This is a genomic window from Mesobacillus campisalis (assembly GCF_000986785.1).
Taxonomy (GTDB): Bacteria; Bacillota; Bacilli; order Bacillales; family Cytobacillaceae; genus Mesobacillus_B; species Mesobacillus_B campisalis.
In genome coordinates this window covers 1-12952 of the sequence record NZ_LAYY01000020.1, presented here as the reverse complement: position 1 = coordinate 12952, position 12952 = coordinate 1, and the positions used below count along the sequence as shown (strand labels likewise).

Below are 12952 nucleotides of genomic sequence, written 5' to 3'. Positions count from 1 at the left end.
ATTGTCGGCAGCATTTGTGGTCTTTGAAAAAGAGGTGGAGGTGTTTTTGTTGGAAAAAGCAGTAATCATTGATGCAGTCAGGACACCGATTGGCAGGTATGGTGGGGCATTAAAAGATGTTCGTCCCGATGACCTTGCAGCAATCGTTATCAAAGAACTTGTTAATCGCAATGATTTTCCGGTCGAGGAAATAGAAGATGTTTATTTTGGATGTGCCAACCAAGCAGGTGAGGATAATCGAAACGTGGCGAGAATGGCTTCGCTTTTAGCGGGAATTCCAACATCAGCCGGGGGAGTCACAGTCAATCGTTTATGTGGCTCCAGTCTGGAGGCGGTTAATCAGGCTGCAAAAGCGATCATATGTGACGAAGGGGATATTTTTATTGCTGGCGGTACAGAAAGCATGACTAGAGCTCCTTTCGTAACCGCCAAGCAGGTAAAACCTTTCCAAAGGACAGTTGAAACTTACGATACCACGATTGGCTGGAGATTTATTAATAAGCAATTAGCCGAAATGCATTATCCATTTTCCATGATAGAAACGGCTGATAATGTGGCAAAAGAATATAACATCTCTCGTGAAAGCCAAGATGAATTCGCCTTTAATAGTCAACAAAAGGCAAAGAAGGCGATAGAATCCGGTAGATTAAAGGATGAGATTGTTCCAGTTACGATAACAACTAAGAAAGAGGAAACCGTGGTTAGTCACGATGAACATCCGCGTCCTCAAACCACGTTGGAAAAGTTACATTCACTAAGAGCCGTATATGAGGGCGGTACTGTTACGGCTGGAAATGCCTCAGGAGTAAATGACGGAGCGGCAGCCCTGTTAATCATGAGTGAGAAGAAAGCAAAAGAACTTGGGCTAACTCCGATGGGTTCAATTGAGTCCTTTGCCGTGGCAGGGGTCGATCCATCCATTATGGGAATTGGACCGGTTCCTGCGTCGAAAAAGGCGATTGCAAGAGCGGGAATTACGGTGGAAAATTTAGATTTAATTGAATTGAATGAGGCGTTTGCTGCTCAGTCTCTTGCTTGTATCCAGGAATTGTCATTAGATATGGAAAAGGTGAATGTGAACGGAGGCTCTATTGCTTACGGCCATCCGTTAGGTGCCAGTGGGGCAAGAATTTTAACCACGTTATTGTATGAAATGAAGAAACGCGATGCCGAGTATGGGTTGGCAACGATGTGTATCGGAGTTGGTCAGGGTATTGCTACAGTTATTAAAAAATATTAGGCGGTAAGGAGAATATATATTATATTATCATTTGCCTAATGAATGCATTGAGGTAATAAATGATTTTGAACGTTGTCATAAAAGTAAAAGATGGGGCCAATTTAATTCGGCCCCATTTTGCTTGTATTGTATGTAATTGTTGAAAAAGGTTGGAATAATAGAGGCGTTTTACATGGCCTGCTATAGCCCAAGAAAAGAAATCGGCTTACATACCTATCAAGAAATAATCCCTCTCCTCAACAATTCACCCACAGCATGCGAGCGGTTATGGCGCCGAGCTTTTTGATGGCTGATTTGACGTACTGTTTGATGGTTAATTCGCTTATCTCCATTGCGGCCGCCATTTCCTTTGTGCTTTCACCCCAGGATATTTTCCTCATGACTTCAAGTTCTCTTTTGCTTAAGCTTTGTGTTTCAATATGGTTATCGGCTTTTTCCATATACCGGCCAACCAGTCTTCCATAGTTCGTCAGGGAGGAAAGTGTGTGACTATTTATTACAGCTCCATCCAAAAATTGCGTCGTGCAAATATAGCCGATGACGGCAGAACTGAAACAAATGGGAACCACGGCCATTGATTTTTCGTTGGACTTAAGGATGTATTTGCTGCTTGTTTGTTTCAGGAATTCGAGCCCTGAGCAATATTTTGCCTTTCTTTCCGTAATCGCGGAGTAGATGATGGGCAAGGTGCGGATATTATCGCGAATTTCGTTTATGTAGGTTAAGCCCGCTTCATTTAGCATGATGATGCCCTCCCCTAAATATCCCAGCGGGGAGTAACGGAATAAAAAAGCATTCTGTACGGGGAATAGGGACTTGTACACTTCGAGGATTTTATATAACTTCTCTTCATGGGTGGCTGCTTCATCAAGCTGGACCATATGCTCCATTAAGGTATGATTGGATGCCATTTCATCATCTCCTTTTAGGGGATGGATTACATAGAAAATTGGGAATATTCAAATTATACCTGATTTTATACCATTAATGTAGTAGTAATAGTAAAAATCCTTAACAGGATGAAAACTTTTAAGAAAGAAAGGGAGATGAATTTGGCAAATTTAAAACCGCAATCTCAAATGTATCTTGAAGCATTTAAGCAAATGCCGGCCATTCATTCACTTGATCCGCAGGCTGTACGAGATTTGTTCGCAATGGCACCGCCAGTGGAAGTGGAATTCGCACCTCTCGCCAAAGTGGAAGACCGCCTTATCCCTGTGGCAGACGACACTGAAATTAACATAAGAATCTATACTCCGGAAGGACAAGGACCTTTTCCAATGTTCGTCTATTACCACGGCGGCGGCTGGGTGATTGGAGATCTGGCGACTGCTGATGCCAGCTGCAGAATGCTGGCCAATAAGACGGGAAGAGTGGTTGTCTCTGTCGATTACCGACTTGCACCGGAGTTTAAATTCCCTGTGCCGGTGGACGATTCCTATGCGGCATTGCAATGGGTAAGTGAGCATGCTGCGGAGTTAAATGGAAACGCTTCCAATATTGTCGTCGGCGGTGATAGTGCAGGAGGAAACCTTGCAGCCGTCATGTGCATTAAATCAAGAGATGAAAAGGGACCTGCCATCGCAGGGCAGGTGCTCATCTATCCGGTCACAGATTTAAGCTATGATTCTGGTTCATACGAAGAATTCAAGGAAGGTTTTGGACTGGACAGGGACTTGATGATCTGGTTTGGAGATTATTATATCCGCAATCAGGATGATGCCAAACACATCCATGTTGCCCCGCTCCTGGCCGAGGATTTAAGCAATCTGCCGCCTGCGTATGTTCTGACAGCAGAGGCGGATGTGCTGCGGGATGAAGGAGAGGCCTATGCAGAACGTTTAAGGCAGGCGGGTGTCCGGGTGGAAACGTCCCGGGAGCCAGGGTTGATCCATGGATTCTTTACCAATATGGCGGTCTTTCCTGAAGATATTAAAGGGTCCATCGATAAGTTTGCCACATTCTTAAATGAAGTGGACCAGAAGGTAAGCAAAGTATAGGAAGTTTTGTCGGCGATCTACCTTATTAAGGAGGGAATGCATTTGACAAATTATAATGAAAGCTTTGATGCAGTGGTCATTGGTGCAGGATTTTCCGGCTTGTATATGCTCTACCGCTTAAGGGAGGCAGGATTTTCGACTCGTGTCTATGAAGCGGCGGATGGCGTGGGTGGCACATGGTATTGGAACCGCTATCCAGGTGCGCGCTGCGACTCTGAGAGCATTTACTATAACTATACGTTTTCCGAGGAGCTTTACAGGGAGTGGACATGGTCTTCCCGATATCCTGAACAGCCGGAGATTTTAAGGTACTTGAACTTTGTAGCTGACAAGTTCGATCTGAGGCCTGACATCCAGTTTGAAACCCGTGTCAATGCGGCGCATTATGATGAGGAGACGAAGAGGTGGCAGATTGAACTCAATGATGGCACCTCTGTGTCAGCAAAGTATTTCATCACTGGGGTGGGATGCCTATCCGCTTCCAACTTGCCAAAGTTTAACGGTTTGGAGAATTTCAAGGGTGAATGGTACCATACAGGACATTGGCCGCACCATAAGGTCGATTTTACCGGAAAGCGGGTCGGAATTATTGGGACAGGCTCAAGCGGTGTCCAGGCAATTCCGGTTATTGCCAGAGAAGCTGAGCATCTGACCGTTTTCCAGCGGACACCGCAGTATAGTGCTCCTGCCAGGAATCACCCTTACGATTTGGAATATATCAAGAGGTCGAAGGAGAATTTCCTTGAAATCAAGAAGCAAATGAGGGAATCTCAGGGCGGGCAGCCTGTGGAAGTTCCGACAAAGTCGGCCCTGGAGGTGACTTCGGAGGAACGCCAGCAAAAATTCGAAGAGGCTTGGCAGACAGGCGGCCAGGGGATATTCACTTCGTATTATGATATCACGGTGGACCCAAAGGCGAATGAAACAGCCTCCGAATTCATCCGCTCTAAAATTGGGGAAATCGTGAAGAAACCTGAAGTGGCTGAAAAGCTGAAGCCAACCTATTATTATGGAACAAAACGGCCTATTATTGATACGGATTACTACGAAACCTTTAATCGCGATAATGTGTCCCTAGTGGATGTAAGAACGAATCGTATTGAAGAAATCACGGACAATGGCCTCCAAACAACGGAAGCTGAATATGAGCTCGATGTTCTTGTATTCGCAACAGGTTTTGATGGCATGACGGGTCCCTTGCTGAAAATAGACATCCGCGGCAAGGATGGTGTGTCACTGAAGGAAAAATGGAAGGGAGGCGAGGACACAAGAACCTACCTTGGTGTCGCAAACGCTGGATTTCCGAATTTCTTCATGATCACCGGTCCGGAAAGTCCTTCCGTATTGAGCAACATGCCGGTCTCGATTGAGCAGCATGTTGAGTGGATTGGCGATTGTATTGAATATATGCGAGAAAACAATATCGATACGATTGAAGCGAAGGTGGATGCCGAGGAAGCATGGAGCAAGCATTGCCGGGAGGTCGCCGAGGCTACGCTCTTTACCAAGACGGATTCCTGGTATACTGGTGCAAACATCCCTGGAAAGCCTCGCCGCTTCCTAATCTATCTCGGCGGGGGTGGAGCCTACCGTCAGAAGTGCGCTGAAATCGCCGCAAACGGGTATGAAGGCTTTTCATTGGAAGCTGCTTCGGAGCCGGTGACGGGGTAATGGAATGCACCAGGATGCCTGAGAAAGATATCTAATTTTTCCATTTCTGAGCGGAAAAAGAGATCTTAATTGAAAGAACAGCCATTTCCGGCTGTTCTTTACTGTTTCAGATTGGATTTTATGATTTACTTGTGATTTTTTAAGAGAAGGTGGGTAAAATCAAAAGCGGGTGACCCCCGCTTTTTAAGAAAGATTTAATAATTTACCAGCCTCCAAAACCCTTAGCTCAGCTTTATCTCGTGGTATTTCACACTGCCAGTGGAGGGATTTCCTGGCGCCTTTTGTTTCGATTTGGTCAACGGTATAGGTCGTCCAGACTGCCTTTGTTTGTGACAGTTCAAGAACGGCATATCCATGGGTCGTACTGTCAAATAGCTTCATCCATGGATTTTCAAGTTTAATGATGCCTTGCAGTTCCTTTAGGAGGAGCTCTGCGGTGAGTGTCGTCACAGTCCCCAGCCGACCCTTAAGGACTCGGATTAGCTCATCGAGCACAGGGAGGGGAATGGGGCTCGAGTTGGTTGGAACATTGTTGAGCGCATTTCTAAGTGCCTCGCGCAAATTGCTTGAGGTGACCGAACCTACCATCAGTTCCACTCCAACCGCTTCGGAATCCGGGTCATTTATGTAATCCTCTTTCATTAGTGCGGCGTCAAAGGTATGGAAGTCTCCTGTCAGAGCGATGACATTCTTTACATTAAAAGTTTTCAGATGCTGCGAGATTCTCCTGCGTTCTGCATCATACCCGTCCCAAGCATCCAAATTCAGATGACGCCCGAACAGTTTCAACACTGCAAATTGGACTTCATTGCCCCATATTTTCCAGACAGCGTCAGAAGAGGCAAGTTTTGATAAAAACCATTCCCGCTGCTCAGTACCCAGCATGGAACGGTTCGGATTGCTGATATCGCTGCAGCCGCTGGAAAAATATTTATCTGTCGTGGCCGGACCGCACGGATGGGGGCTCCGGTATAGCCGTTCATCGGTCATAATCAGTTCGGCCATGCTTCCAATTTTAAAAGAACGATAGATTTTGATGGATTGATCAAATGGCAATTCCTTATCGAACATCACCCTTGCCGGCATATACTCGTACCACACCTGGTTGGCAACAAGCCTTCTTTCAGGGTCCGGGCTCAGGCTGTCATCCGGGGCGATTGCTGGAAAATAGGTGTCATTCGCAAATTCATGGTCATCCCAAATTCCAATCATGCTATGCTTTTCATGCAGCTTTTGCAAGTCTCCATCCTGCCGGTAAACCCGGTAAATTGTCCGGTAATCCTCAATCGTTCTAGCCTTTATTCCGCCACCTGGCAGAACGATTTTCCTTCCTTCTATTGGGCTCTGATAAAGGGGATCACCAACAGATTCATAGATGTAGTCCCCAACGTGAACGACGAAATCAAGCTCTTCATCTGCCAAATGATCCAGGGCATTGAAATAGCCATTGGTATAATCCTGGCAAGTGATATAGGCAAATTTAACGGGAGAATTATCCGCTTCTGCCGGAAGAGTTTTGAACCGTCCGGTTTGGCTGATGAATCCGTTTTTAGTAGTGAACCTGTAATAATAGGAAGTTGAAGGTTCTAGGTGCCCGTCCACATCAAGGCGTACAATATGGTCAAAGTCCTTCCATACCGGGGTAAAGCCTGTGAGGACTGTGGTACTGAAATCACTGGATTTACTGATTTCAACCATGACAGCCTGCCCCTTTTCGATAAAATCCGTATTTTTTACTGTCCCGTTTCCCAGCCATTCGGTTATATTTTGATTTGGGTGCTCAGCTGATACAGCATCAATCCCGGTAATATCTGGATCAACCCGGGTCCAGAGCATGGCACCAGACGAAGTAGGATCGCCTGAGGCTACAGACTGCGTAAAGCCTACGCCCGCTGGGTGAACAGCCATATAGCGGACCGCCTTCAACGTTTGGTGACTGTTTCTTTGCTGTGCGAACGTGTTTAGCGGTGAGAGCGCATTTTCCAAAGCGAACAAAGCAGTTCCTGCCAGGAAAGTCTTTAATAGCGTTCTTCTGCTTTTATCCACATCCTTTTCAAGGTTCCTATTCGATTTTTGGTTCATATCTTTTCTCCTCTCTTTAAGGTGTGCTATGTATAATGGGAAGTCTTTCAAAGTTAATGCTATCAGGACCTTGTTAATGGAGAATAACTAGTTTGTTAACCACATGTAAGAAATTTATAAAAATTTATAGAATTGGAATCTTTCATCAAGATTGTAATAATTCTTAACCGAATGATTACGATTCCTTCATATCAATTTTACTCCTATTGTGTAAGGTAAAGATGTACCACAAAATTAGGAGGGATTCGATTGAGTATGAAATTGAAAAAGTACGTTATTCCTGCACTGGCTGTCACAATGATTGGAGCAGCTTCGACGACTCCTATTGTATCTGCAAACGCAAGTGAACTCTATTTAACAAAAGAAGAAAGTAAAGAAATTGCCCTTCAGACAATCCCTGGTATTGTCGATGAGGTGGAGCTGGAAAATGAAGATGGCTACCTTGTATATGAAGTAGAAGTGCAGGGAGAAGATGGCATTGATTATGAGGTAACCATTGATGCTGAGACGGCGGAAATAGTAGCAGTTGAATTAGATTATGATGACGATGACTTTTACGAGGACGACAATGATGACGATGACGTCAGTGATGACGATAGTGATGACGATGATGGTGACGACGACTAGTTTTAAGAGTATGTAAGGTACTCCTTGAGCCTGCTTGAATTAAAAAATAAGCTGTTAAAGAATATATTTAGAAAAGCCGGTTCCTGTCATTACGGGAAATCGGTTTTTTACTGAGGGCCCCCGCCGTGTTTTCATAAAAATGGTCACCGAATTAGTTTCGGTGACCATTTTTTAATAGAATCCTCGAGCTGTTTCACTAACAGTGGAGTCTCCAAGGATTTCTCAAAAATCGTTCCAATTGCCAATTTCAGGAGGGGGTTCATCCACTGTAACAGAAGTGGTGGCTGCTTCACTCGAACCCGCTTCATTTATTGCTGTCACAGCTATGACGTACGTTTGGCCAGGCTGAGGACCAACCAGTGTGGCTTGTAATTCAGGTGTTGGGGCCAATGTTTGTGGTAATCCATTTACACTAAAAGAAACAATATATTGGACGTTTTTAGCCCCGTTACCAGGCTGCCAGGAAATCAAAATCCTATTCGTTGCTTGGTCAAACGTTGCTTGCAAATTACTTGGGCTGGCTGGTACGGTCTCTTCAATCGTTATCGAAGTGGAAGCGGAATCACTCTTCACGTCTCCCGCCACCGCAACGATCGTAAAGGTATAAGTCTTTCCTTTCTCGGGACTTGGAAGGGCAGCCTTTGTTTCATTGGTAGACGTTAAGGTTGTGGTCGTTCCATCTGTAATATAAGAAACTTCAAAGGTTGTTTCCAATCCGCTATTCGAAGTGTGGTCCCATGATAATTGAATTTCATCCGAGGCTTCATCATAGGTCGCAGCGAAATCTGCTGGTGTTTCAGGTTTTGGCGGCTGTGGCATTTCGCCGCCTTTTACATAATATTCAAAGCCCAATTGGCCAACACTTGCAGGCTGTTTAAATGCTGCTGTATTTGTCGCTGCTTTAGAGATAATGGTTTTGAAAACCAGCTGCGGGATGTCATCACTTGTGCTATTCAAATAGTCATCAGAAGAAGTGGTTTTATCATATCCAGTCCATACCGCAGCCGTATATTGAGGGGTATAGCCTACAAACCAGGCATCCCTTACCGCATTTTCCGGCAAGCTGTATTTCATGATGGTTCGTTCATCAAAGTTCGTGGTTCCCGTCTTACCGGCCAGATCCAGGCTGGGAATATTCGCTTTCACTCCTGTACCTGAATCGACGACTGAGCGTAACATATCGGTTATTAAGAAAGCGGTATAATCCTCCATGACTTTTTTCTTTTCTGGTGCTACATTTTCCTCTCGTCCGTCTGAGTAGACAATTTTTGTAACCGTGTGTGGTTCAATATAATAACCGCCATTTCCAAAAGGGGTATAGGCGCCTGCCATGACAAGGGGAGAAGCGGCATCAATTCCGCCAATAGAATTCGCTTCATTTCCTTTTTGTTCATCTGCAATAGGGAAGCCCAGGCTTCTTGCAAAATCGGTAGCATCCTCCGCGCCTACTTCCTGAAACGTTTTTAATGCCGGGATATTGCGTGACCAGACCAGGTGATCCCGAATCGTCTTATTTCCGGCATAGGTACGAGTAGCGTTTCGAATAGGAGTTCCATCGGAATACTGATACTCTTCATCTGTTATCATGTGTCCTGTCGACCATTTGAACTTTTCAATGGCTGGGCCATAGTCAATAATCGGTTTAATCGTCGAACCAGGCTGACGTTTCATCATGGTTGCATAGTTAAATCCGCCGTTCTTATTTCTTCCTCCGCCAATGGCCTTGATTTCCCCGGTTTGTGTATCTGTAATGACAACAGCTATTTGGAGGTTCTTATTATTTGGATAATGGATATAGTCATTTGTCGTCAGAACATCTTCCGTCAATTGCTGAATCTCGGGATCGATGGTTGTATAAATGTCTAACCCATCCTCAAAAAGATTCGCATCCGTCTTTTTCTGTACTTCTTCCAGAACAGTATTCACAAATGCTTGATATTTGTTTCCTTTCGGATTTTGGATCTTTAATGTATCCTCAATGGGTGTCCTTTGCGCTTCACTCATTTTTGGCTCGGAAATGTATCCATGCCGATTCATATAGTGGAGAACCATGTTTCTTCTTTCTTCCGCGCGGTCTAAGTTTGATTCGTCTGTTGGCATGTACCGATTGGGACTTTGGGGGATTCCCGCCAACAGGGCTGCTTGTTCCAGGGTTAATTGATCCAGTTCATCAGGCTGTAACCCAAAGAAACGCTGTGCAGCCTTGGCCACTCCATATACATCGCCGCCGTATAAATTGTTGTTCAAATACATTTCCAGAATTTCCTCTTTGGAAAATCGCCTTTCCAATTGTAGAGCCAAGTACCATTCCTTTATCTTTCTAGTGGCTGTTTGTTCGATTGATAGAAAGGAATTTTTCACTAGCTGCTGCGTAATCGTACTTCCGCCGCCACCTTCTAACGATCCAGAAGTGATCACTTTAAAGATCGCCATCATTGTACGCCGCACATCAATTCCTTGATGCTCATAGAAGCGGGAATCTTCTGTTGCTATAACCGCATCCTTCAATACATCAGGAATTTGTTCAATTCCTATATCTTCCCGCTTTTCCTGCCCGACCTCGGCGATGACTGTTTCGCCATCACTTGCATAGATACTGGAGGATAGAGGGTCTTTTAATAATGTTTCGTCAAACTTGGGAGAGTCATTGATAATCCAAATAATAGCCCCAGCTCCAGCTAAAAGCAGCACAGTCCCTAAAATAAGACTAAAAAATAAGAACCTCTTCCAAAATTTCTTTTTGGGGGAACTATTCTTTCCTGAACGCTGTTGCTGGTCTTGTAGTTTTTTTCTGTGCTCAATGCGTGAAGAATGGTTTTCTGTCATGCCGCTTACTGCTAACAAAATAATAGACAAATTACCAGATTGCATTGTCTATTTTCCGGTTCTTGATAGCAGTTTTTCACCTCTTTTATAGTTTTTGGGTGAGTCTTGGTGTAGAGAGTATGGCTACAGCAATGTTCTTCATTGTATTCTGTCTTAGTGTTATAAAATGTTCCGATAAAAATTCGTCGGAAAAGGCGATTTTTCTATTTAAACGTACAATTTTATGGGAAGTGAAGTTTTGACAGAACAGCCATTAAGGACACTTTCATATCACACTATGTGTTAAAAACAAATACTCTAAGAATTTTCCCCTCGTCAAATGGAATGCTCATTTTTAATCTCATATGGTGGTATCAAGCGGACTAAGGGCCTTTGTTAAAGATAAAGGAAGAAAAAAATGATATAATATGGTAAATATGGAAAAGTAAATTTTAATAAGAATTAGGGGAATGGCGGGCAGAAGGTTTGGTTATACGTTCCTTTAAAAAATGTTAAATCAGGAGGAGCAAATGGGATACATCTCGGAACTGCGTAAATTAATTGGCACTCGCCCCATTTTGAGTGTGGGAGCGACAATACTGGTCGTCAACGATAAGAAGGAAGTTCTTTTCCAACATCGGTCCGATACCTATGATTGGGGACTGCCCGGCGGCTCCATGGAACTTGCGGAGACGCTTGAGGAGGTTGCTTCCCGGGAGTTAAAGGAAGAGACTGGTCTGGAGGCGGGCCGTTTTGAACTCATCGGCGTTTTTTCAGGTCCCCGTTATTATTTTCGTTATCCTAATGGGGATGAAACGTATAGTGTCATTAACCTTTTCCGGGCAGTCGATGTTGCCGGAAAGCTGGAAATGAACGATGGCGAAAGCCTTGATCTTCAATATTTTAGTAAAGATACTCTTCCAGTCAAGATAGAAAAAAGAGCACAGGCGCTCATTGACAGCATTGGAAATGAATTTTGGGAGCTATCTTCTTCATTTAGGGAATAACCTTATTTTATTATCCAACGAGTATATTAGAGGACTTTGTTTTTTACCTGCTGCTCTATTCCCTGATGTACCATTTACCGCCTATTAATATTGTCCCTTTTCATCCTCCTTTTGAACTATCTTGACCATGAAAAACATAGAATGTAATGGGGGCGAGGCAATTCCAATTTCCATGGTAAAAGAGACCTGAATGAAATGGAACGGAGCGGAATAGCTTGGATTCCCTCCGCCGAGTCTGTATCTGGATAATGCTGTTGGTGATGAATCATTAAAAACGCTGAAGCCGGGAGAGTGGGGGAAGTGGGAGTAATGTGGACAAGGAAGAGCGGATGGTGGTTGTTGGCTGCCGCTGTCCTGCTGCTTGCGGGGTGCTCTTCTGGAATGTACGAACAGTATTTGGAGGAAGGAACGGCGGAACTCACATCAGGGGATTTTGAAAAGGCGGTCGTTTCTTTTGAAAAGGCGCAGGAAGCGAAAGAGACGGATGAGGCAGCTGAACTGATACTTGCTTCAAAAGCGGCAAAAATGGCAGCGGACCATCTTGGGAAAGGGAAATTCGAGGAGGCTGAAGTGTTTGCGGAAGAAGCGATCTCTCTGGCGGTCCAGGGCGCGGCACATGATGTAATTCGGTCGTTTGCGGAAGAGATAAGAAAACAGGCTGTTGCTGAAAAAGAGAGAATAAGACTTATCGAGGAAGGCGAAAAACGTAAGGAAGAGGCCCTGCGGGTAGAAGAAGAACGGAAAGATAACGAGAAAACAAGTATGACAAAGGAAGAGGCAGTCCAGAGGGTGATTGACATAACGGGGATGGCACCTAGTGAAACCTTCTTTGTGGAGTATGACCATCACACATCGGAAGGCCATTTTGTTATTCATCTATACGAGGTGGTGATCGACGACCCTGAAACCCGGGAAGGGCATACGGCAACATACGGATGGTACGGCGTGGTGCCGGAAACAGGCGAAGTGTACGATTATTTGCTCAGATCAGAATAAAAACGTTTGGACCATTTCAGCTTCATAGGCACTCTACATAAAAGAATATGGTACAAAAGCGGCCTGCTCCTAAGTGAACTATACCCCGAATAATGGACGCTTTGAAAAAGCCCGTTATTCGGGTTTTTTGTGTCTATAATGACCTAGCCCGTTTATAATCAAATCAGGGATATAGACGGAGGAACGAAATGAGTAAAATAATATTCAATGAACATCAAATGAAACTGTTGGAGAACAATGAGAATGTTGACCATGTTTCTGAAAGGTCAATTGCTTATACACCAGCGTTCAAAATTAAGGCCGTTAAAGAAAACCTTGAAGGGAAAGCTCCCTCTCAAATATTTATAGAAAACGGTTTTGAAATCGAAATAATCGGGGCGGAAAAACCTAGATCCTGCCTGAAGAGGTGGAGGAAAACTTTTAAACAATTTGGGGAAGAAGGGTTCCTTACAGAACGAAGAGGAAAAGGAAGTACTGGGAGGCCTACCTCAGAGGAGGTCTCAGTTGAAGACAATCTAAGGAAA

Annotated in this window: 9 protein-coding genes and 1 pseudogene; 7 read left to right on the top strand and 3 right to left on the bottom strand. The window is 44.4% G+C overall.

Annotated features, from left to right (window positions below):
- The first annotated feature begins 46 nt into the window (after window positions 1-46).
- On the top strand, window positions 47-1240 hold the full coding sequence (locus WQ57_RS16720; protein ID WP_173427573.1) for a thiolase family protein: 1194 nt from the start codon (window positions 47-49) through the stop codon (window positions 1238-1240).
- A 236-nt stretch (window positions 1241-1476) separates the two neighbouring features.
- On the opposite strand, the gene WQ57_RS16715 is transcribed toward WQ57_RS16720, so the two are convergent.
- A complete protein-coding gene (locus tag WQ57_RS16715) occupies window positions 1477-2151 on the bottom strand; it encodes a response regulator transcription factor (RefSeq protein ID WP_241481563.1) in 675 nt (224 codons plus the stop codon).
- A gap of 141 nt (window positions 2152-2292) precedes the next feature.
- Here WQ57_RS16715 and WQ57_RS16710 point away from each other — a divergent pair, with 141 nt between their 5' ends.
- Window positions 2293-3240, top strand: coding sequence for an alpha/beta hydrolase (locus WQ57_RS16710; protein WP_046524908.1), 948 nt, complete (start codon window positions 2293-2295; stop codon window positions 3238-3240).
- A 105-nt stretch (window positions 3241-3345) separates the two neighbouring features.
- A complete protein-coding gene (locus WQ57_RS16705; RefSeq protein WP_241481567.1) occupies window positions 3346-4911 on the top strand; it encodes a flavin-containing monooxygenase in 1566 nt (521 codons plus the stop codon).
- A gap of 183 nt (window positions 4912-5094) precedes the next feature.
- Here WQ57_RS16705 and WQ57_RS16700 read toward each other — a convergent pair whose 3' ends face one another.
- Window positions 5095-6993 carry an alkaline phosphatase D family protein gene (locus tag WQ57_RS16700; protein WP_052948792.1) on the bottom strand — a complete coding sequence of 633 codons (1899 nt, stop codon included), beginning with the start codon at window positions 6991-6993 and terminating at the stop codon, window positions 5095-5097.
- Window positions 6994-7248: 255 nt separating this feature from the next.
- Here WQ57_RS16700 and WQ57_RS16695 point away from each other — a divergent pair, with 255 nt between their 5' ends.
- The gene (locus WQ57_RS16695) at window positions 7249-7620 is read left to right on the top strand and encodes a PepSY domain-containing protein (RefSeq protein WP_241481566.1); all 372 of its coding nucleotides are present in this window, start codon (window positions 7249-7251) and stop codon (window positions 7618-7620) included.
- Between the two features lie 222 nt (window positions 7621-7842).
- On the opposite strand, the gene WQ57_RS16690 is transcribed toward WQ57_RS16695, so the two are convergent.
- On the bottom strand, window positions 7843-10446 hold the full coding sequence (locus tag WQ57_RS16690; RefSeq protein WP_052948790.1) for a PBP1A family penicillin-binding protein: 2604 nt from the start codon (window positions 10444-10446) through the stop codon (window positions 7843-7845).
- Window positions 10447-10955: 509 nt separating this feature from the next.
- On the opposite strand from WQ57_RS16690, the gene WQ57_RS16685 reads away from it, so the two are divergent.
- The 3 genes and pseudogenes from WQ57_RS16685 to WQ57_RS16675 all read left to right on the top strand — a co-directional run.
- A complete protein-coding gene (locus WQ57_RS16685) occupies window positions 10956-11432 on the top strand; it encodes an NUDIX hydrolase (RefSeq protein ID WP_046524906.1) in 477 nt (158 codons plus the stop codon).
- Between the two features lie 300 nt (window positions 11433-11732).
- Window positions 11733-12428, top strand: a complete 696-nt coding sequence (locus tag WQ57_RS25740; protein ID WP_156183168.1) for a hypothetical protein — start codon at window positions 11733-11735, stop codon at window positions 12426-12428.
- 188 nt (window positions 12429-12616) lie between these two features.
- Window positions 12617-12952 (top strand): annotated as a pseudogene (locus tag WQ57_RS16675) (IS3-like element ISBsp3 family transposase); the annotation flags it as partial.

What these genes read in the sequence shown, in the direction of transcription:
- WQ57_RS16705 (WP_241481567.1), top strand. Translation starts at nt 3,346, where the DNA reads ATGCTCTACCGCTTAAGGGAGGCAGGATTTTCGACTCGTGTCTATGAA.
- WQ57_RS16685 (WP_046524906.1), top strand. Translation starts at nt 10,956, where the DNA reads ATGGGATACATCTCGGAACTGCGTAAATTAATTGGCACTCGCCCCATT.
- WQ57_RS16715 (WP_241481563.1), bottom strand. Translation starts at nt 2,151, where the DNA reads ATGGCATCCAATCATACCTTAATGGAGCATATGGTCCAGCTTGATGAA.
- WQ57_RS16690 (WP_052948790.1), bottom strand. Translation starts at nt 10,446, where the DNA reads ATGACAGAAAACCATTCTTCACGCATTGAGCACAGAAAAAAACTACAA.
- WQ57_RS16695 (WP_241481566.1), top strand. Translation starts at nt 7,249, where the DNA reads ATGAAATTGAAAAAGTACGTTATTCCTGCACTGGCTGTCACAATGATT.
- WQ57_RS16700 (WP_052948792.1), bottom strand. Translation starts at nt 6,993, where the DNA reads ATGAACCAAAAATCGAATAGGAACCTTGAAAAGGATGTGGATAAAAGC.